We start from the raw sequence: 19,128 nt of genomic DNA on the forward strand, positions 1-19,128 counted from the left end.
GTCCAGGTCGGCGGCGTCGCGATGCGCGCTCGCCTGCGCCTCGACGCGTTGCTTGTCGGCCTCGATCTCCTCCTTCGCCAGAGCCGCATCGCGGAAGACGACGAGAGCACGCGCCATGCTGCCGATCTCGTCGCCACGCTCCTGATGCGCGATCGGGTTTTGCAGATTGCCGGTCGCAAGTTCGTTCATCGTGTCCGCAAGCGAGGTCAGCATGCTCGACGAGCGGCGGCTCAGGAACACGACCAGACCAAGCATGAGCAGGCCAAGCGGAACCAGGACCTTGGCCACATCGAGCATCATGCCACGGAAGGCCGCGTCGACATCGTCGACATGCAGCCCGGAACCGACGACCCAGTTCCATTTCGGCACGGAGACGACATAGGAAATCTTGAGAGAAGGCTCCTTGTCGCTGGTCCTGAGCCAGAAATAGTCGAGAAATCCGGTGCCCTTTGCCTTGGCGAGTTCGACCATCTCCTTGACGAAGAACTTTCCGGTCGCATCCTTCAACGGCATCATGTCCGTCGTCTCGATCTTCTTATTGGCATGCAGAACGCTGATGCCGTCGAAATTGACGACGAAATAGTAGTTTCCGTTGTCGAAGCGCGCTGCGGAAATGGCATCGAGCGCCATCTTCTTCGCCTCGGCTTCCTTCAGCTCACCCTTATCAGCCCGCGCCAGATAGCTGTTGACCGTCGATGCAGCCGCCTCGACGGCGTTCTTCATCTCGGCGCGCTTGAGGGCGATCATCTCGCTGCGGGCCTGGACGAGCGTGAAGCTCACCCCACCGATGGCGAGGACGGCCGCGAGAATGGCGATGAGACCGAACGAACGGCCGATGGACAAGGCAGCAAGCTTCTTCAGAAACGGCATCGAGTAAGCCTCGCGAGGTGTGATTCTTCACACTCCCCGGGCAACAACTAAGGCCTTGTTAATTCTGCCCCGTTTTCGCCTCATTTTGCTGGCGCGCGGCGATGCTAGATGGCCGGAGCGAAATCCTCGTTATCCTCGCCCCGGCGGCCATCCTCGCCACGCTCCCGGCGGCGAACCCGCGGACGGGCTCCGCAGAAGGCACGGGCGAGTCCGCGCAACGGAGCCGTGAGCCGATGGATATCCTCGGCCCGCGACATCACCCAGCTCGCAGTCTTCAGTTCGCGATCGAGACGCGCCATTGTCCGGGAGAGTTCCGGTTCGTCATCGTCGAGCCAGGCGTCCGCGACACGCGCCATCAGCAACACCGCGCCCTGCACGCGCACGCCTCCCAGCGCGTCCTCCGTCGGGATCCCCGCCGAGGCGAGCATGTAGCGCCAGGAATTGACCGCACCGCGATTGAGAGCCGCGAGTGCCAGGGGATCGCGCCGCAGCGCCGGCATCACGCGCCGCAGGCCGGCCTTGTAAGGGGCAAGAGCATCGAGGCGGCGCATGACCAGGTCGAACATCCGCTCGCGGTAGGATTCGTCTGCGAGGTCATCGGACTGGCCGGCGAGCACCGCATCGTCGACGATACGGGTCAGCCCGCCGAGAATGGCGAGCTTGGACGGAAACAGGTTGCGCAACGTCGCAAGCGAGACGCCGGCCTCAGCGGCGATATCGCCGAGCTCGATCTCGTCCCACGGCCGCGAGGCCGCAAGATTGAAAAGCGCGTCCACCACCGCCTTCCGCGAGTCGGCGGGCGGCGCGCCTGCAGCAGGCTTTTCAGCTTTGGGGGAAGCGGGTTTGCGGGCCATCGGACCTCTCCATTCGCAAAGCGATGACGGAAAGGTAGGTCTGGATCACGGCTGAGGAAAGGCCGTTCAGCCGGAAAGCTCTTCGGCGCGACGTTTGGCGGCAGCCACCGCGCGGCGCATCAGCGGCGCAAGTCCGTTATCGGCCATCAGCACTTCGAGTGCTGCCGCCGTCGTTCCGGCAGGCGAGGTCACGTTCTGGCGCAAGGTCGCCGGCGACAGCGGCGATTGATAGAGCATCTCCCCTGCTCCTTCGATGGTGCCCCGCGCCAGGCGCTCGGCCGTCTCGGCCGGAAGTCCCGCTGCGACGCCAGCTGCCGCCAGGCACTCGACGAGATGGAAGACATAGGCGGGACCGGAGCCCGAAACGGCTGTGACCGCGTCGATCAGATCTTCGGTTGCAAGCCATTCGACCTTTCCGATGCTCCCGAGCAGCGCATCCGCCATCGCCCGTTGATCAGCACTGACGCCCCTGCCGGCGGCAGCCGCAGTGACGCCGCGCTGTACGGAAGCCGGCAGGTTCGGCATCGCGCGAATGATCGCCGTGGCATTGGGCAGGCGCGCCGAGAGATCGCCGAGCGTCTTGCCGGCCAGAATGGAAATCAGCAGGGTCTGCGGCTGGATGAACGCCTGGACCGAGGGCGCTGCCGTATCGAGCATCTGCGGCTTTGTCGCGAGCACGAGAACCTCGGTCGGCGGCACCGAGCGCGGCTCAGGGTTGAGGGCTATGCCCTTCTCGGCCGCCAGCGTCGCGATCTCGTCCGAGGGTTTGGGGTCGATCAGCGTGATCCCGGTCGGATCCATGCCGATGCGCAGCCAGCCCTCGAGCATGGCGCCTCCCATCTTGCCCGCACCAATGAGGACAAGGGTTTGCGGCAGGGAACGGGACATGGAGGCCTCACGAGGAACGATATGTGACGTCATGCGCGGCCCGGAACCGGGCATCGCACGACCAGAAGCGGCAACGGATGCCCGGGTCAAGCCCGGGCATGACGAAACCAGGGTCTCAGGCTTCCCCGACTGTTTCGAGCATCGCCCCCTCGAGCCCCTCGCGCGCGCTCTTGCCGGCCCAGACCACGAAGTGGAAGGCCTGGAAATAGCGCTCGCAGGCGTCGATCGCCGATTTGATCAGGGCGGCGGCCTGCTCGTCGGTCGGCTCCGCACCACCGGAAAGCAGGAGCGCGTGGCGGTACATCACCACGTTCTCCGAGCTCCAGAGGTCGAAATGGCCGAGCCAGAGCTGCTCGTTGACGAGGCTGACAAGTTGCAACACCTCGCCGCGCCGACGCTCCGGCACCTTGAGATCGAAGGCACAGGCGATATGGAGCGCCTCCACCTCGGAGAGCCAGGTGATCGCGACATGATAATCCGACCAGCCTCCGGTGACGGAGACGGAGAGCTCATCATCGCTGTCGCGGTCGAACGTCCAGTTGTTGAGTGCGGCGAGGCGCTCGATCAGGTCGAGAGGATTGGCAGGCCGTTCGGCTTCTGCGTCCAGGTCAAGGTCCATCATGCCCAGGGTCCAACTGCCAGCTCCCCGCGGGAATGCGGGTCCAGCTCGTTCGAGAACGGGAACAYGGCGACGGGGAAGCGCGGGACGCAACAAGACTGCGGAAGCCGCTATATGGCCTCCTGACCGCCAAACGCACCCCAAGCGGATACGACCGGCGAATCACCTCTCCTTCGACGATAGCGCAGGCGCGACGACGCTCCCAACACCTGATGCAGGCTCGGCGGATTCGGGGGTTGGGCTCAATCCCTGCCGGCTGCTGTCCACAGCCGGAACACGGGCCGGCTCAGCCCTTGTCGCGCCCAGCCTCGAGGGCAGCCAGCCGTGCGGCGAGCTTGTCATTCTCTTCACGGGCCAGAACCGCCATCTCGCGCACGGCTTCGAACTCCTCGCGTGTCACGACGTCCATCTCGCGCAGGAGGCGGTCGATCTGCGTGCGGGCGACCGTCTCGACCTCACGGCGCACACCCTGGGCGGCTCCCGCGGCGTCGGTGACCAGACGAGCGAGATCGTCGAGTATGCGGTTCGAGGTCGTGGCCATCATCAATCTCCAGGGCCGAATGCCGGCGCTCCATAGCACGCCTGATATGGGCGACGAAGGCCTCGCCCGCAATCGCAGCGGCACATCGTCCACGTCCTTTGAGCCCGAGCGAGCCCGGCCTAAACATGAGGACCACGTCAGCACAGGGGATTCGCGAGCCATGGCCCTGCACTTCTCACCCGCCGAATTCGCACGCCGGCGTGATGCCCTGCTCTTGGCCATGCAAGGCGATCGGCTCGATGCGCTCTTCCTGTTCCAGCAGGAATCGATGTTCTGGCTGACCGGGTATGACACCTTCGGCTTCTGCTTCTTCCAGTGCCTGGTGGTGAAGGCCGATGGCAGCATGGCATTGCTGACCCGCTCTGCCGATTTGCGCCAGGCCGAGCACACCTCGAATCTGGCCGATATCCGCATCTGGAAGGATGGCCGCGACGCGAATCCTGCGCGTGACCTGCTCATGCTGGCACAGGATCTCGGCCTGGCCGGCAAGCGCATCGGCGTGGAGTTTGAATCCTACGGCCTTGTCGCGGCAAGCGGCCGCAAGTTGGAAGCGGCCTTCACGGATATCAGCGTTCTCGTCGATAGCTCGACGATCGTGACACGGCTGCGCGCCGTGAAATCGGCGGCAGAGATTGCCTGTGTCCGGCGCGCGGCCGCTCTCTCGGACGCCGCCGACAGGGCGGCGCTCGACCTGATCCGGGCCGGCGCCGACGAGGGCGAGATCCTGGCCGCACAGCACAATGCGATCTTCGCGGGTGGCGGCGACTATCCGGCCAACGAGTTCATCATCGGCTCCGGCCACGACGCCCTGCTTTGCCGCTACAAGTCGGGCCGCCGGACGCTCGACGCGCAGGATCAGATCACGCTCGAATTCGCGGGCGTCGACAGACACTACCATGCTGCGATCATGCGAACCGTCGTGGTCGGGGAGCCCCGCCCGCTGCATCTCAGCTATCATGAAGCCGCCAAGGCGGCGCTCCTCGCCTGCGAGGCTGAACTGAAACCGGGGCGGACTGCAGGCGATGTCTTCTCCGCCCATGCCCGGATCTTCGACGAACACGGTCTTTCCAGCCACCGACTCAATGCCTGCGGGTACTCGCTTGGCGCAAAGTTCACGCCGAGCTGGATGGACTGGCCGATGTTCTACGAGAGCAACGACTGGCCGATCGTTCCGGGCATGGTGATGTTCGCCCATATGATCCTGATGGATTCGGCGAGCGAGACCGCGATGTGCCTCGGCCGCACCTATCTCGTCGGCGATAAAGGCGCAGAAAACCTGAACTTGCCCGATCTGGACCTCGCGATCCGTTGACCCTACAAGAGTCACGCAGGGAATCCTCAGCAAACCCGTACGCAAAAAGCGGGAGGCGTCATGTTTAGTCGTTTAAGCGGCCTCGTTCTGGGGCCAGCCCTCGCGCTTGCGCTCGCAGGCTGCCAGGAAACCACCAGCACGGCCGCGCGTCCGCGCGTCGATGCGCCCGGCGTCCCGGTCTCGGTCCAGAGCATCTCCGGTGCGCCCGACCAGGTCACCACGAATTTTGCGAGCCTGCTCGGCGAGGCGGCGGCGGAACGCAAGATGGAGATCGTCGCCGGCAACGCACCCGCGCGCTTCCGGGTTCGCGGCTATTTGACCGCCCAGCCGACAGAGGACGGCCAGACTGCGCTGGCCTTCGTCTGGGACGTCTATGACGAGAGCAAGAAGCGCGCCCAGCGCGTGCAGGGCGAGAGCCTCGGCAGGCGCGGCGGCGGCGGCGATCCCTGGTCGAGCATCGACCAGACCATCGTCGCCAAGGCAGCATCGGATTCGATGGACGCGATCGCGAGTTTCCTGGTGACCGCTCCGGTGCCGGACAAACCTGCCGCGGACAGCGCCAAGGATAAGGACAAGGCGAAAACCAAGACGGCTGCTGCGACCAGCGGCAAGCGCTCCTGAGCGAGGCATCCCGCTGAACGCAGTGGGGTGAGGCGTGATTCGCGCACTGTTTTTGCAGTGCAGCGGTCGACTCATTGTCATGGCGCTGTTATGAGCGCTGCGAATTCAGCCGGTCTCACGACTCCCGCCCCCGCCAGTCCTCACGGTGCGCCACGGCATGCCCTCTTCGTTCAAAGTCGTCGCCGGAAACTCCAACCGGCCGCTCGCCGAAGCGATTTGTGCCTCCCTCGAAATCCCCCTTGCCAAGGCCCAGGTCCGGCGTTTCGCCGACATGGAGGTCTTCGTCGAGATCCAGGAAAATGTTCGCGGGCAGGACGTCTTCGTCATCCAATCGACCTCCTTCCCCACCAATGACCACCTGATGGAGCTGTTGATCATCACGGATGCCCTGCGCCGTTCCTCGGCACGGCGCATCACCGCGGTGATCCCCTATTTCGGTTATGCCCGGCAGGATCGCCGTGCCTCGGGCCGTACGCCGATCTCGGCCAAGCTCGTCGCCAATCTCATCACCCATGCCGGCGTCGACCGCGTTCTGACGCTCGATCTCCATGCCGGACAGATCCAGGGCTTCTTCGACATCCCGACCGACAACCTGTTCGGCGCGCCATTGATGGCCCGCGATATCAAGGAACGGCTCGACTACAAGAACGCCATGGTCGTTTCACCGGACGTCGGTGGCGTGGTCCGTGCCCGTGCACTGGCCAAGCGCATCGACGCTCCGCTCGCCATCGTCGACAAGCGCCGCGACCGGCCGGGCGAATCCGAGGTGATGAACATCATCGGCTCGGTCGAGGGCCGCTCCTGCATCCTGCTTGACGATATCGTCGATTCCGGCGGAACGCTCTGCAACGCCGCCGAAGCGCTGCTCGCGGAAGGCGCCAGGGAAGTCTACGCCTACATCACCCATGGCGTGCTGTCGGGCGGCGCAGTCGCACGCATCGCCAATTCCAAGCTCAAGGAGTTGGTGATCACCGATTCGATCATGCCGACCGAGGCAGTGAAGGTGGCGCGCAACATCCGCGTCATTTCCATTGCCAACCTGATGGGCGAGGCGATCGAGCGCACCGCGAGCGAATCGAGCGTCTCCAGCCTGTTCGACTGAACGGGATGGTATGATGACGGCTGCCACGACCGGCGAAGGCCGCGCACTCGTCCTGTTCTCGGGCGGGCAGGATTCGACCGTCACGCTCGCCTGGGCCCTTGCACGCTTCGGCTCGGTCGAAACCGTCGGCTTCGATTACGGCCAGCGCCACCGCGTCGAGCTGGAATGCCGGCTCGCGATTCGCGATAAGCTGCCCACCCTGTCCTCGGCCTATGCGGAGCGGCTCGGGCCGGACCACATCATCGACCTCGCTGCGCTCGGCACGATTTCCGAGACCGCGCTGACGCGAGAGAGCGAGATCGCCTTCGCCGATACCGGGTTGCCGACGACCTTCGTGCCGGGACGGAACCTGATTTTCCTGACCTTCGCCGCGGCGCTGGCCTATCGCCGGAACTGCAGGCACATCGTGCTTGGCGTCTGCGAGACCGATTATTCCGGCTATCCCGATTGCCGCGATGACACGATCAAGGCGATGCAGGTCGCCCTCAATCTCGGGCTCGACCGGCGATTGGTGCTGCACACGCCGCTGATGTGGCGCGACAAGGCGCAGACCTTCGCGCTGGCCCGCGAGCTTGGCGGCGAGACGTTGCTCGATCTGGTGGTCGAGGACAGCCATAGCTGCTATCTCGGCAACCGGACGACACGCCATTCCTGGGGCTATGGCTGCGGAACCTGCCCCGCCTGCGAGCTGCGGGCGAAGGGCTATGCTGGCTTTCTCTGTTCACCGGACGACACTGGACCATCCTATGACTCCTGATCAGCAGCGCTGGACCGAAGGGCTGGTCGCCCTCGTCCTTTTCACGCTCACCATCCCCGCCGCGAACTGGATGCTCGGCAATGTCGGCACGGTCTGCGTGCCGAACGGTCCTTGCCTCGTGCCGGTCGCGCCGGGCATCAAGGCGCCGAGCGGCGTGCTGATGATCGGCCTCGCGCTCGTGCTGCGCGACATCGTCCAGCGCCGCCTCGGTGCCAAGGTCGGACTGGGCGCGATCTTCGTCGGCGCCGCGATCTCAGGCTTTCTTGCTCCGCCGGCGATCGTCGTCGCCTCGGTCGCGGCCTTCCTTCTCTCGGAGCTCGCGGACTTCGCCGTCTACACGCCGCTGCAGCGGCGCCGCTTCGTCACGGCCGTGATCGCATCGAGCCTTGTCGGCCTCGTCATCGACAGCATCGTCTTCCTCTGGCTCGCCTTCGGCAGCCTCGACTTCCTGTCGGGCCAGATCATCGGCAAGGCCTGGATGGTACTGCTGGCGCTGCCGCTGATGCACCTGCTGCGCCGGCGTGACGAGCGGCTGGGACTGGTCGCCGCCTGAGCGGAAGCGCCCGTCCCCGGGTTGAGCTTTCCCGCTTTTTCGCCTATGAGCCTCCTCGCGCTCGACTGACAMCCTTGGAGGCACGGGCGCGAGACCAAGACGGCCGCCATCGGGCGGCCGTGTCTTTATCAAGAAAACGAGGACCATCATCATGACCGCCGTGAAGCAAATCGAGGCTTCGGCGCGCACCCAGGTCGGCAAGGGGGCCGCCCGGGCAGTTCGTCGTCAAGGCCAGACTCCTGCCGTGATCTATGGTGCGGGCGAAGCCCCGCAGGCGATCGCGCTCAACGCCAACCAGACCCGCCTGATGATCTATGGCGGCCACTTCCTGACCACGATCTTCGAGATCAATGTCGGCGGCAAGAAGACGCGCGTCATTCCGCGCGACTACCAGCTCGACCCGGTCAAGGACTTCCCGATTCACGTCGACTTCCTGCGCGTCGCAGCCGGCCAGACCATCAAGGTCATGGTTCCGGTTCACGTCGTCGATCAGGAGGCCTGCCCGGGCCTGAAGTCCGGCGGCACCCTGCAGATCGTCGAGCACAACGTCGAAATCGACGTCGCGCCTGAGAACATCCCYGAGTCCCTCGACGTCTCCGTCGCTGGCCTGGGCGTTGGCACGTCCATCCATGTCAACGACATCAAGCTGCCGGCAGGCGTCAGCCTGACCACCCGCGAGAACCTGACGCTGGTCACGATCGTGGCGCCGTCGGTGATCGAGGATGCTGCTGCCGAGGGCGCAGCCGAAGGCACCGAGGCCGCCAAGGCCTGAGGATGCCGCGCTTCGGCGCTGCCTTCGCGAGACCACTTGGACGGCCGGGTTTCCCGGCCGTCTTGCTTTAGAGGGAGGCGCAGGACCGCCAGCCCCTCCCGACTGCCGGAGTGACCTGCCATGCTGATCTTTGCCGGTCTCGGCAATCCCGGCGCGCGCTATGCCCGCAACCGGCACAATATCGGCTTCATGGCGGTCGAGACGATTGCCCGCACATACCGGGCCTCCCCCTGGCGCTCACGCTTCCAGGGCGAGGCTTGCGAGGCGACGATCGGTAACGAGAAGGTCATCCTGCTCAAGCCGCAGACCTATATGAACGAATCCGGCCGCGCGGTCGGCGAGGCGGCTCGCTTCTTCAAGATCGCCCCCGCCGACGTGATCGCTTTCCATGACGAACTCGATCTCGCTCCGGCCAAGCTGCGCGTGAAGCTCGGAGGCGGCAATGCCGGCCATAACGGGCTGCGCTCGATGACGGCCGCGATCGGCAACGACTACCGCCGCGTCCGCATGGGCATCGGCCATCCCGGCGACAAGGCCCTCGTCCATGCCTATGTGCTGAACGATTTCGGCAAGGCTGAGCAGCCCTGGGTCGAGGATCTCTGCACGGCCTGCGCCGATTACGCCACTCTGCTCGCCGCGGGCGATGATGCTGGCTTCCAGAACAAGGTGCATCTCTTCATGGACGCGCGCGGCCATGCCGCGGTGAAGCGCCTCGGCGAGAAGGCCGAGGACTAAAAGGCTCGTTCATCGGACCCGATCTCGTATCGGGTCCGATGAACGAGCCTTTCCGTGTTTGCATCGGCTTTCTGGAAAACCGCAATCCACTTTTCGGGCGATGGATCAGAGCGGCAACTGGGCGCCCTGTTTCGCGATCGTGACTCGGCTGGCAAGAAGACCGCCGCCGGGCTGGCGCGTCGCCGTGAACGCGACCTGTGCCCCCGGCGACAGCTCGGACGCTTCGGCGGGTGCGGCCATGATGATATTGGCCTCGGGCGTGATCGTTACCTTTTGCTCCCCACCGGGATAGGTCAGGACGAGATTGGCGCCATCGACGCGCGAAACCGTCTCGGCCACGGTTGCATTGGTCATGGTGCTGTCTGGCAAGACTCCCCAGGCCCTGTGCCCTTCGCCCGTCCCGCGCATCGCCTCGGGAAAGATCAGGACCTGGACGGCGAGAAGCGTGCCGTCAGCCTGCGGCCGCGCACCGACGCCGACGAAGCTGCCCTTCTTGATGTCGTTTGGGCTGGCTTTGACCACCCCGCCAACCGAGTAGCCGGGGGCCAGGGCGACCGCGACGTCCTCGCCGCTCGGCGTCTTCACTGTCAGCGCCGAGCCTTCGAGCTTCTCGACCGTGCCACGCACCCGTGTCGCCGGCGCCTGAGCCTGTACGATACTGCTGGTCAGGACGAGAGCTGCGGCGAAGAGACTGGCAGAGAGCGCGCGCATGGAAGAGCTCCGTCGAATGGACCGGCGCAGACAGATCGCCGTCTCGCGAAGTCCTGCGCTCCTGCGCAGCGCCTCGCCATGCACGTTCGCGTGAGCCGTCCCTGGCCCCTGCCATCTTGTCTTTTGCCGCCCGGACCCCAATAAGGCCCTGGACATTCCAATCATCATCTCGCGACCGCCCCTTTGCGGCGGCGACGCAACGGACCAGCCATCATGGGTTTCAAATGCGGTATCGTCGGCCTGCCGAATGTCGGCAAGTCGACCCTGTTCAACGCACTGACGCAGACGGCTGCGGCACAGGCGGCGAACTATCCCTTCTGCACGATCGAGCCGAATGTCGGCGACGTCGCGGTACCCGATGACCGGCTGGAGAAGCTGGCCGCCATTGCCGGTTCGAAGGAGATCATTCCGACGCGCCTGACCTTCGTCGATATCGCCGGGCTCGTGCGCGGTGCCTCCAAGGGCGAAGGCCTCGGCAACCAGTTCCTCGCCAATATCCGCGAATGCGACGCCATCGCCCATGTGGTGCGCTGCTTCGAGGATGGTGACATCACCCATGTCGAGGGCAAGATCTCTCCGATCGACGATATCGAGACCATCGAGACCGAGTTGATGCTCGCCGATCTCGAGAGCCTCGAGAAGCGCGTGCAGCCGCTGGAGAAGAAGGCGAAGTCGGGCGACAAGGAGGCCAAGGAACTGGCCGACCTGATGAACCGCTGCCTCGTCCTGCTTCGCGACGGCAAGCCGGCACGCCTCGTCCAGGTCGCAGCCGAGGAACGCAAGGCCTTCGAGATGCTCGGCCTGCTTTCGTCCAAGCCGGTGCTCTATGTCTGCAATGTCGAGGAAGCCAGCGCCGACAAGGGCAATGGCTTCTCCGAGAAAGTGAAGGCCCGCGCTGCCGAGGAGGGCGCAGTCGCCGTCGTCGTCTCGGCCAAGATCGAGAGCGAGATCGCCGTCCTGCCGGCCGAAGAGCAGAAGGACTATCTCGACGCGGTCGGCCTCGCCGAGCCGGGTCTCAACCGCGTCATCCGCGCCGGCTATGCGCTCCTGAACCTCGTCACCTATTTCACCGTGGGCCCGAAGGAAGCCCGCGCCTGGACGATCGAGAACGGCACCAAGGGCCCCGCCGCCGCCGGCGTGATCCATACCGATTTCGAGAAGGGCTATATCCGGGCCGAAACCATCGCCTATGACGACTACATCGCCCACAAGGGCGAGAGCGGTGCGCGCGAAGCCGGYAAGTTCCGGCTCGAAGGCAAGGAATATGTCGTCGCCGATGGCGACGTGCTGCATTTCCGCTTCGCCAACTGAGCCGGACCGCGAGCGACCTATGCGCTATTTCGAGGACTTCGTCGTCGGAGAGGTGAAGCAGAGCGGCCGGGTCGCCGTTTCGCAGGACGACATCATCGCCTATGCTTCGCGCTACGATGCGCAGGATTTCCACACCGATCCGGCGGCCGCGAGGCAGAGCTTCGTCGGCCAGCTCATCGCGTCCGGCTGGCATAGCTGCTCGCTACTGATGCGGCTGCTCGCCGAGGACTTCGTCCTGGAGGCCGCCTCGATGGGGRCCCCCGGCATCGAAGAGGTCAAATGGCTCCGGCCCGTGCTGCCGGGGGATGTCCTCAGCGCACGGCGCAGCGTGATTGAAACCAAGGAATCGCGCTCACGCCCCGAGATGGGCCTGGTGAAGTTCCGGTTCGAGCTCCTGAACCTGCGCGACGAGCCGGTCCTCGAGCAGACCAACTGGATCATGTTCGGTCGCAAGGGCTCGGGCTTTGCTCAACCCAGGGGCGACTGGCTGGCCCACCCGCCCCGCTATGTGCAGCCGGCAGCGCTGAGCCTGCTCGAAATTCCCGCTGGCGAGACGCAGCCGGCGCCCTTCTTCGAGGAGATCGAGATCGGCGAGAGCCATGAACTCGGCAGCTTCGTCTTCACACCTGAGGAAATCGTCGCCTTCGCCCGTGCCTTCGATCCGCAGCCCTTCCACATGGACGATGTTGCGGCGCGCAGCAGTTCCTTCGGGCGCCTGGCCGCCTCGGGCTGGCATACGGCCTCGGTCTGGATGGCAACGATGGTCGCTCACCGCAAACGCCAGCTCGCGGCCACGCCCGGACAGGCGCCACGCCTCGGCCCCTCCCCCGGCTTCAAGAATCTGCGCTGGTCCAGACCGGTCTTTGTCGGCGACAGGATCACCTATAGCTCGACCGTCATTCAAACCCGCGCCAGCGCCAGCCGCCCGCAATGGGGCCTGTTCTTCCATCGCAATGCCGGTGTGAACCAGCATGGAGAGGAGGTCTTCAGCTTCGAGGGCTGCGTCTTCATCGAGCGCAGGCCGGCCTGATCCGCGGCGCGATCTGAAGCGTCCCAGGCGATGTGGCCGGGGCCAAGCCCGACCATGCCGGGCCGCGCCCCCAGAACGCCTCTGGTCCTCAGCCGACCTTGCCGTAGCCAGCGAACTTCGCGGAAACGCGCGACATCTCGGCCTCGTCAAGAATGACCGGCTCCAAGCCGGAGGCGAGCAGGTCGAGATATTGCCCGGCGAGATTCTCGACCTCGGCGACGATCGTGTGCGCGCCCGCGAGTGTCTGTCCAAGCGCGATGACGCCGTGATTGGCAAGCAGCACCGCCTTGCGCCCCTCAAGCGCCTTCACCGCGTTCTCGGCAAGCTCGGGTGTGCCGAAGGTCGCGTATTCCGCGCAACGCACATCGGCCCCACCGCATAGCGCAATCATGTAATGGAAGGCCGGAATCCCGCGCCTTGCCGACGACAGCGCGGTGGCACGCGGCGAATGCGTGTGCACGATCGCCTGGGCGTCCGGGCGCGCCTTGTAGATCTCGACATGGAACGGCCATTCGGACGAAGGCTTGCGTGAGCCATTCAGGATGGTGCCGTCCTGCGAGAGATGGATCAGATCCTCCGGCCTTGTCTGCGCATACGGCAGGCCGGACGGGGTGATCAGCAATCCGCCTTCGAAGCGGGCCGAGACATTGCCGGATTTCGATGGGCAGAACCCGGCCTTGTCGATCGCCTGGGCGACCGCGACGATCTCTGCGCGAAGCGCCATTTCACTCATGTCGCAGCTCCGCGCGCCAGATCAGGAAAGAGACCAGCAAGCCCCTCGGAGCTCGCAGGGGCCACACCACGTTCGGTGATGAGGCCGGTGACAAGGCGCGCCGGGGTGACGTCGAAGGCGGGATTGGCGGCGGGGCTGCCAGGCGCCACCACTCGAAACTGGCCGACCTCGCCATCCTCGCCCAGGCCTGCGAGATGGGTGACCTCGCGTGCCGAACGCTCCTCGATCGGGATCTCGCCGAGCCCGTCCGACAGCCGCCAGTCGATCGTCGGGGACGGCAAAGCGACATAGAAAGGCACGCCGTTGTCATGCGCTGCCAGCGCCTTGAGATAGGTGCCGATCTTGTTGGCGACATCTCCGGTCGCGGTCGTCCGGTCGGTACCGACGATGACCATGTCGACCTGCCCGCGCTGCATCAGATGCCCGCCGGCATTGTCGCTGACCACGGTATGCGGCACGCCATGGGCGCCGAGTTCATAGGCCGTCAGCGCCGCGCCCTGGTTGCGCGGCCGCGTCTCGTCGACCCAGACATGGATGGGCAGGCCGGCATCATGCGCCAGATAGATCGGCGCCAGCGCCGTGCCCCAGTCAACCGTGGCAAGCCAGCCGGCATTGCAATGGGTCAGGATATTGAGGCGCTCGCCCGGAGCCTTGCCCGCCGCAAGGCCGCGGATCACGCCAAGTCCGTGCTCACCGATCGCGCGGCAGAGCGCGACATCCTCGTCGCAGATCGCAGCAGCCTCGTCATAGGCCGCTGCCATGCGCGAAGCTGGATCCAGGCCCGCCAGCCTGGCGCTCACCCGCTCCAGTGCCCAGTGCAGGTTCACCGCTGTCGGGCGGGTCGCACCAAGCAGCGCGACAGCCACCTCCAGCGCCTGGTCGGACGGGTCCGCGCGCATGGCCAGGGCGACGCCATAGGCGGCTGTAGCGCCGATCAGCGGTGCTCCGCGCACCACCATGCTGCGGATCGCCTCGGCGGCCTGCTCGGCACTCCCAAGCGCGACGGTCTCGAAACGGAAGGGCAGCTTGGTCTGGTCGATCACGCTGACGCGCCAGCCATCCTGCGCGAGCCAGATCGTCCGGTAGGCCTTGCCGCCGATCTTCATGGGCTTAGTGTCCGCTGAAGGAGACGAGCGTGCGCACGGGAACGCCGAGGCGGCGGACCCGATCCGCCCCCCCGAGATCCGGCAGATCGACGATGAAGCACGCCGCCACGACCTCCGCGCCAAGCGAGGATAGCAGGTTGACCGCCCCTTCCGCAGTGCCCCCGGTCGCGATCAGATCGTCGACGAGCAGGACRCGCTCGCCCCGTGAGACCGCGTCCTTGTGGACCTCGATCTCGCCCGTGCCGTATTCCAGGGAATAGCTGATGCTGACCGTCTCGTGCGGCAGCTTGCCCTTCTTGCGCACCGGGATGAAGCCGGCCGAGAGCTGATGGGCCACCGCCCCGCCGAGGATGAAGCCGCGCGCCTCGATGCCGGCGATCTTGGCGATCTTCAGCCCGGCGAAAGGCTGGACGAGCTCGTCGACCGCACGTCGGAAGGCCCGGGCATCGCCGAGCAGGGTGGTGATGTCCCGGAAGATGATGCCCGGCTTGGGATGATCCGGAATCGAGCGGATCGCGTTCTTCAGGTCGAGGAGGGTATCACGGTCCATGCGGAAACAGCTCGCTGTGGCGACGCGCTCTCTTAGCGCCGCGGCCGCGCGAAGGGAACCGCCAGCCCCAGCCCGGCGCCCCCTCCAATGTCAGGCAGCAGTCAGAGGACCCGGCCCGCAACCGCGTCGAGCCTAGCCACCAGGCTCGAATCTCGAAATTCGCGCGCCGTTATGATGGCGCCGTCCAGCGCGTGATGGGAGCCAGCCGGACAGGGCTCGCGATCGGCAGGGAAATCCGCGGCCAGGCGCGCAACCAGCCGGCGCGCCTTCTCGGCATTGTCCTTCAGCACTGCCACGACTGAGGTGACATCCACCGAGGACTGCTCCGGGTGCCAACAGTCGAAATCCGTCACCATCGCGACGGTCGCGTAGGTGATCTCGGCCTCACGGGCGAGCTTGGCCTCGGGCATCGCGGTCATGCCGATCAGGTCGTAGCCGAGCGCCTTATAGGTCAGCGACTCCGCATAGGTCGAGAATTGCGGGCCTTCCATGGTGACCAGAGTACCGCCGCGCACGAAGGGCAGCTCCTCGGCCGTAGCGGCATCGGCGAGCCTTGCCTGCAGCAGCGGACCGACCGGGCGCGCCATCGGGACATGYGCGACGCAGCCCTTGCCGAAGAAGGAGCTGGCGCGACGCACGGTGCGGTCGATGAACTGGTCGACCAGCACGAACAGGCCGGGATAGAGCTCGGATTTGTAGGACCCGCAGGCTGAGAGCGAGACGAGATCGGTGACCCCCGCGCGCTTCATCACGTCGATATTGGCGCGGTAATTGATCTCGGAGGGCGGCAGGACGTGACCACGACCATGGCGCGGCAGGAAGACGATCTTGGTTTGGCCGATCCGGCCGATGCGCAGGATATCCGAGGGTTCGCCCCAGGGGCTCGTGACACGCTCTTCGCGCAGATCGGTCAGGCCCGGCAGGTCGTAGATGCCCGACCCACCGATGATTCCGAGCACAGCTTCGCTCATGATCGCTTCCTTTCAGTTTGGCCGGACAGGAGCAGGCTTCTGTGACGGCCGTACAAAGGCGCTGCACAGCCGCAGCCGCGCAAGGCCAAACGAAAAAGGCCCCGTTTCCGGGGCCTTTTCCCATTCTCAGAGTTGGTCAGTGCGCGGTTGAGCCATCCGGCATGCGCGACCAGACCTTCTTCTTGGTGTAATAGAGCAGACCGCCGAAGAAGATGAGGAACAGCATGACCTGCATGCCGATGCGCTTGCGCGCCTCGAGATGCGGCTCAGCCATCCAGACCATGAAGGCCGCGACGTCCTTGCCATACTGCGCCACGGTCTCCGGAACCGGCGACTTGCCGTCCGGCCCCTTCGGATACTCGACCTGCCCGTCCTGGAGCGGCTGCGGCATCGCGATGARGTGGCCCGGCATATAGGTGTTGTAGTTTTGGCCCGGCAGCAGCGGCGGGAAGCCCTGCGGCGGTTCCTTGTACCCGGCCAGCAGCGCCGCGATATAGTCCGGCCCCTGCTCCTGATACTGGGAAAAGATGTCGATGATGAACTGCGGGAAACCGCGCTCATAGGTGCGGGCCTTGGCCAGGACCGACAGATCCGGCGGGTAGGCTCCGCCATTGGCGGCCCGCGCCGCCTGCTCGTTCGGGAACGGCGACGGGAAACGGTCCGCCGGACGGCCGGGACGATCGAACATCTCGCCCTGGTCGTTCGGGCCGTCCTTGATCTGATAGGTCGCCGCCAGCGCGGTGACCTGCCCGGGCGTGAACTCCGGGCCACCAGGCTGCGACAGCGTCCGCATCGGGATCAGGCTCATCGCGTGGCAGCTGGCGCAGACCTCCTTGACGACCTTGAAGCCGCGCTGGAGCTGGGCACGGTCGAACTTGCCGACCGGACCCGAGAATGACCACTTCTGCTGCGGCGGGATCACACGGTCGCCGGCGGCCTGGGCCGTCAGCGCGTTGGCAGTGAGGGCAAGGCCGAAGCTTAGCCCCGCCAGGGCAAGGCGAAACGGGGTGGTGCTCATCTTTCGTCAGCCCTTGGCGTTCGGTTCGGAGGCGGTGGCAGCCGCAAGGCTCGCGCCCGAGCCACCCTTGATATTGGCCAGCACGGAGTCCGCGATCGAGTTCGGCAGCTTCGCCGGCTTCTCGAAGATGCCGACCAGCACAAGCGAGATGAAGTAGCCGAAATACAGCGCGGTGAAGATCCGCGAGTAGGTCACGTAGGGCTCCTCGGCAGGCATGGCGCCGAGATAGCCGAGCACGATGCAGACCACGAGGAACGCCCAGAACAGGACCCGGGCGACCGGCCGGTAGCTCATCGACTTCACCTTGGAGGTGTCGAGCCAGGGCAGGAAGGCCAGCACCGCGATCGCCGCGAACATCGCCAGAACGCCGCCGAGCTTGTCGGGAATGGCGCGCAGGATCGCGTAGAACGGCAGGAAGTACCACTCAGGCACGATATGTGTCGGCGTCACCGCCGGGTTGGCCGGAATGTAGTTGTCGGCATGGCCCATGAAGTTCGGCTGATAGAACACGAAATAGGCGAACACGAAGATGAAGCAGACCATCCCGAAGATGTCTTTGATGGTCGCATAGGGCGTGAACGGCACGGTGTCCTTCTGGACGTTCTTCACCTCGACGCCGGTCGGGTTGTTCTGTCCGACGACGTGCAGCGCCCAGATGTGAAGGATCACGACGCCGAAGATCATGAACGGCAGCAGATAGTGCAGCGAGAAGAAGCGGTTCAGCGTCGGGTTGTCGACGGAATAGCCGCCCCACAGGAAGGTCACGATCGTCTCGCCAACCACCGGCAGCGCCGAGAACAGGTTGGTGATGACGGTGGCGCCCCAGAAGGACATCTGCCCCCAGGGCAGCACGTAGCCCATGAAGGCGGTGGCCATCATTAGCAGGAAGATGACGACGCCGAGGATCCAGAGCACCTCGCGCGGAGCCTTGTACGACCCGTAATAGAGGCCGCGGAAGATGTGGACATAGACGGCGACGAAGAACATCGAGGCGCCGTTGGAGTGCAGGTAACGCAGCAGCCAGCCGAAATTCACGTCGCGCATGATGTGCTCGACGGAGTTGAAGGCCATGGTCGCATGCGGCGTGTAGTGCATCGCCAGGATGACGCCCGTCACGATCTGCGCGACGAGCATGAACACCAGGATGCCGCCGAAGGTCCAAAGGTAGTTCAGGTTGCGCGGAACCGGGTAGGACACGGCCGAATCGTGCATGAGGCGAACGATCGGCAGACGGGCATCGAGCCAGCGTTCAAAGCCGGTCTTCGGAACGTAGGTGCTATGACCACTCATGACGAATGCCTCAAGGCTTTCTCGGTATCATTGGAAATCATGGAGAAGCGCATAGCTCAGCCGATTCGGATCTTCGTATCTGCGTTGAACGCATAGGGCGGGATCGGCAGGTTGAGCGGCGCAGGCCCCTTGCGGATGCGGCCCGACGAATCGTAGTGCGAACCGTGGCATGGGCAGAACCAGCCGTCGTAGTCGCCCTTCGGATCGCCGGGGGAATTGCCGAGCGGCACGCAGCCAAGATGGGTGCAATTGCCGTAAACGATGAGGAACTGCTCGTGGCCTTCCTTGACGCGGGCCTGGTCGGTCTGAGGATCGGGCAGCGTCGCGACATTGACCGCACGCGCCTCGTCGATCTCCTTCTTGGTGCGGTGACGCACGAAGATCAGCTTGCCGCGCCAGAACAGCTTGATGGCCTGGCCTTCCGCGATCGGGCCGAGATCGACATCCATCGGCGCACCAGCAGCAATGGTCTGCGCGTCCGGAGCCAACTGGCTCACGAGCGGAACAACAACAGCACCGAGACCGACGGCACCGGCAGCGCCGGTCGCCAGCATCAGAAAGTCGCGGCGGGTGGTTTGGGTCGTCTCGGTCGCGTGAGCCACGATCGATTCCTCTGCTCTTCGCCCAGCCTGGAACGGCTGTAAATTATCGTCTGACGCCCCTCATAGGTGCGCCCCTTCGCAGCCGCAATGCGGCGGCACGTCGCCGCCGCGCTCTTTGGCATGCACTTTGGACGAAGTCTACTGTTCCGGGCGGCGGCAATGTGCATCGCGGCCTGCCCTCA

The 19,128-nt window shown here is 65.1% G+C and carries 22 protein-coding genes; 9 read left to right on the forward strand and 13 right to left on the reverse strand.

Annotated elements, in window-relative coordinates:
- The 5 genes from AC1DRP_RS05825 to AC1DRP_RS05845 form a co-directional block, all read right to left on the reverse strand.
- On the reverse strand, positions 1 to 870 hold an 870-nt coding region (locus tag AC1DRP_RS05825; RefSeq protein WP_476768058.1), incomplete at its 3' end, for a cache domain-containing protein.
- Positions 871 to 974: 104 nt separating this feature from the next.
- The gene (locus tag AC1DRP_RS05830; protein ID WP_476768059.1) at positions 975 to 1,646 is read right to left on the reverse strand and encodes a TetR/AcrR family transcriptional regulator; all 672 of its coding nucleotides are present in this window, start codon (positions 1,644 to 1,646) and stop codon (positions 975 to 977) included.
- Positions 1,647 to 1,790: 144 nt separating this feature from the next.
- Positions 1,791 to 2,612, reverse strand: a complete 822-nt coding sequence (gene proC, locus AC1DRP_RS05835) for a pyrroline-5-carboxylate reductase (RefSeq protein WP_441489503.1) — start codon at positions 2,610 to 2,612, stop codon at positions 1,791 to 1,793.
- 115 nt (positions 2,613 to 2,727) lie between these two features.
- The gene (locus AC1DRP_RS05840; protein ID WP_043232643.1) at positions 2,728 to 3,234 is read right to left on the reverse strand and encodes a type III secretion system chaperone family protein; all 507 of its coding nucleotides are present in this window, start codon (positions 3,232 to 3,234) and stop codon (positions 2,728 to 2,730) included.
- 283 nt (positions 3,235 to 3,517) lie between these two features.
- Positions 3,518 to 3,772 (reverse strand): accessory factor UbiK family protein, encoded by a 255-nt coding sequence (locus tag AC1DRP_RS05845; protein ID WP_441489504.1) that lies wholly within the window; start codon positions 3,770 to 3,772, stop codon positions 3,518 to 3,520.
- Positions 3,773 to 3,932: 160 nt separating this feature from the next.
- On the opposite strand from AC1DRP_RS05845, the gene AC1DRP_RS05850 reads away from it, so the two are divergent.
- From AC1DRP_RS05850 to pth, 7 genes are all read left to right on the forward strand, one after another.
- Positions 3,933 to 5,084 (forward strand): M24 family metallopeptidase, encoded by a 1,152-nt coding sequence (locus AC1DRP_RS05850; RefSeq protein WP_476768060.1) that lies wholly within the window; start codon positions 3,933 to 3,935, stop codon positions 5,082 to 5,084.
- 60 nt (positions 5,085 to 5,144) lie between these two features.
- Positions 5,145 to 5,705, forward strand: coding sequence for a hypothetical protein (locus AC1DRP_RS05855; RefSeq protein WP_476768061.1), 561 nt, complete (start codon positions 5,145 to 5,147; stop codon positions 5,703 to 5,705).
- A gap of 157 nt (positions 5,706 to 5,862) precedes the next feature.
- On the forward strand, positions 5,863 to 6,807 hold the full coding sequence (locus tag AC1DRP_RS05860; RefSeq protein WP_069882563.1) for a ribose-phosphate pyrophosphokinase: 945 nt from the start codon (positions 5,863 to 5,865) through the stop codon (positions 6,805 to 6,807).
- Positions 6,808 to 6,820: 13 nt separating this feature from the next.
- Positions 6,821 to 7,564, forward strand: coding sequence for a 7-cyano-7-deazaguanine synthase QueC (gene queC / locus AC1DRP_RS05865; protein ID WP_476768062.1), 744 nt, complete (start codon positions 6,821 to 6,823; stop codon positions 7,562 to 7,564).
- Positions 7,554 to 8,117 carry a VUT family protein gene (locus tag AC1DRP_RS05870; protein WP_441489508.1) on the forward strand — a complete coding sequence of 188 codons (564 nt, stop codon included), beginning with the start codon at positions 7,554 to 7,556 and terminating at the stop codon, positions 8,115 to 8,117. The genes queC and AC1DRP_RS05870 overlap by 11 nt, the downstream gene beginning before the upstream one ends.
- 151 nt (positions 8,118 to 8,268) lie before the next feature.
- A complete protein-coding gene (locus AC1DRP_RS05875; protein WP_441489509.1) occupies positions 8,269 to 8,889 on the forward strand; it encodes a 50S ribosomal protein L25/general stress protein Ctc in 621 nt (206 codons plus the stop codon).
- Positions 8,890 to 9,009: 120 nt separating this feature from the next.
- Positions 9,010 to 9,624 (forward strand): aminoacyl-tRNA hydrolase, encoded by a 615-nt coding sequence (gene pth / locus AC1DRP_RS05880; RefSeq protein ID WP_441489510.1) that lies wholly within the window; start codon positions 9,010 to 9,012, stop codon positions 9,622 to 9,624.
- Between the two features lie 105 nt (positions 9,625 to 9,729).
- On the opposite strand, the gene AC1DRP_RS05885 is transcribed toward pth, so the two are convergent.
- Positions 9,730 to 10,335, reverse strand: coding sequence for a DUF5666 domain-containing protein (locus AC1DRP_RS05885; RefSeq protein WP_441505180.1), 606 nt, complete (start codon positions 10,333 to 10,335; stop codon positions 9,730 to 9,732).
- 213 nt (positions 10,336 to 10,548) lie between these two features.
- On the opposite strand from AC1DRP_RS05885, the gene ychF reads away from it, so the two are divergent.
- Positions 10,549 to 11,646 (forward strand): redox-regulated ATPase YchF, encoded by a 1,098-nt coding sequence (gene ychF, locus AC1DRP_RS05890; protein ID WP_113510844.1) that lies wholly within the window; start codon positions 10,549 to 10,551, stop codon positions 11,644 to 11,646.
- Between the two features lie 19 nt (positions 11,647 to 11,665).
- Entirely contained in the window at positions 11,666 to 12,676 is a 1,011-nt protein-coding gene (locus tag AC1DRP_RS05895; RefSeq protein WP_476768063.1) for a MaoC family dehydratase, read from the forward strand.
- An 88-nt stretch (positions 12,677 to 12,764) separates the two neighbouring features.
- Here AC1DRP_RS05895 and AC1DRP_RS05900 read toward each other — a convergent pair whose 3' ends face one another.
- The 7 genes from AC1DRP_RS05900 to petA form a co-directional block, all read right to left on the reverse strand.
- The gene (locus AC1DRP_RS05900) at positions 12,765 to 13,409 is read right to left on the reverse strand and encodes a class II aldolase/adducin family protein (protein WP_441489513.1); all 645 of its coding nucleotides are present in this window, start codon (positions 13,407 to 13,409) and stop codon (positions 12,765 to 12,767) included.
- Positions 13,406 to 14,515 carry an S-methyl-5-thioribose-1-phosphate isomerase gene (gene mtnA / locus AC1DRP_RS05905; protein WP_441505177.1) on the reverse strand — a complete coding sequence of 370 codons (1,110 nt, stop codon included), beginning with the start codon at positions 14,513 to 14,515 and terminating at the stop codon, positions 13,406 to 13,408. The genes AC1DRP_RS05900 and mtnA overlap by 4 nt, the downstream gene beginning before the upstream one ends.
- Before the next feature lie 4 nt (positions 14,516 to 14,519).
- Positions 14,520 to 15,065 (reverse strand): adenine phosphoribosyltransferase, encoded by a 546-nt coding sequence (locus AC1DRP_RS05910; protein ID WP_441505176.1) that lies wholly within the window; start codon positions 15,063 to 15,065, stop codon positions 14,520 to 14,522.
- A 101-nt stretch (positions 15,066 to 15,166) separates the two neighbouring features.
- Positions 15,167 to 16,036: an S-methyl-5'-thioadenosine phosphorylase gene (locus AC1DRP_RS05915; protein ID WP_476768064.1), complete on the reverse strand. Its 870-nt coding sequence runs from the start codon at positions 16,034 to 16,036 to the stop codon at positions 15,167 to 15,169.
- Between the two features lie 136 nt (positions 16,037 to 16,172).
- Positions 16,173 to 17,054, reverse strand: a complete 882-nt coding sequence (locus tag AC1DRP_RS05920) for a cytochrome c1 (protein WP_476768065.1) — start codon at positions 17,052 to 17,054, stop codon at positions 16,173 to 16,175.
- Between the two features lie 6 nt (positions 17,055 to 17,060).
- Entirely contained in the window at positions 17,061 to 18,344 is a 1,284-nt protein-coding gene (locus AC1DRP_RS05925) for a cytochrome b (RefSeq protein WP_069879615.1), read from the reverse strand.
- Positions 18,345 to 18,400: 56 nt separating this feature from the next.
- Positions 18,401 to 18,946, reverse strand: a complete 546-nt coding sequence (gene petA, locus AC1DRP_RS05930) for a ubiquinol-cytochrome c reductase iron-sulfur subunit (protein WP_441489518.1) — start codon at positions 18,944 to 18,946, stop codon at positions 18,401 to 18,403.
- Positions 18,947 to 19,128: the final 182 nt, after the last annotated feature.

The organism is Allobosea sp. 01N443, assembly GCF_056399325.1.

Bases quoted from the DNA above. Each gene is read 5' to 3' on its own strand.
- proC (WP_441489503.1), bottom strand. From the start codon at position 2,612: ATGTCCCGTTCCCTGCCGCAAACCCTTGTCCTCATTGGTGCGGGCAAG.
- AC1DRP_RS05840 (WP_043232643.1), bottom strand. From the start codon at position 3,234: ATGATGGACCTTGACCTGGACGCAGAAGCCGAACGGCCTGCCAATCCT.
- AC1DRP_RS05845 (WP_441489504.1), bottom strand. From the start codon at position 3,772: ATGGCCACGACCTCGAACCGCATACTCGACGATCTCGCTCGTCTGGTC.
- AC1DRP_RS05850 (WP_476768060.1), top strand. From the start codon at position 3,933: ATGGCCCTGCACTTCTCACCCGCCGAATTCGCACGCCGGCGTGATGCC.
- AC1DRP_RS05855 (WP_476768061.1), top strand. From the start codon at position 5,145: ATGTTTAGTCGTTTAAGCGGCCTCGTTCTGGGGCCAGCCCTCGCGCTT.
- AC1DRP_RS05860 (WP_069882563.1), top strand. From the start codon at position 5,863: ATGCCCTCTTCGTTCAAAGTCGTCGCCGGAAACTCCAACCGGCCGCTC.
- queC (WP_476768062.1), top strand. From the start codon at position 6,821: ATGACGGCTGCCACGACCGGCGAAGGCCGCGCACTCGTCCTGTTCTCG.
- AC1DRP_RS05870 (WP_441489508.1), top strand. From the start codon at position 7,554: ATGACTCCTGATCAGCAGCGCTGGACCGAAGGGCTGGTCGCCCTCGTC.
- pth (WP_441489510.1), top strand. From the start codon at position 9,010: ATGCTGATCTTTGCCGGTCTCGGCAATCCCGGCGCGCGCTATGCCCGC.
- AC1DRP_RS05885 (WP_441505180.1), bottom strand. From the start codon at position 10,335: ATGCGCGCGCTCTCTGCCAGTCTCTTCGCCGCAGCTCTCGTCCTGACC.
- AC1DRP_RS05900 (WP_441489513.1), bottom strand. From the start codon at position 13,409: ATGAGTGAAATGGCGCTTCGCGCAGAGATCGTCGCGGTCGCCCAGGCG.
- mtnA (WP_441505177.1), bottom strand. From the start codon at position 14,515: ATGAAGATCGGCGGCAAGGCCTACCGGACGATCTGGCTCGCGCAGGAT.
- AC1DRP_RS05925 (WP_069879615.1), bottom strand. From the start codon at position 18,344: ATGAGTGGTCATAGCACCTACGTTCCGAAGACCGGCTTTGAACGCTGG.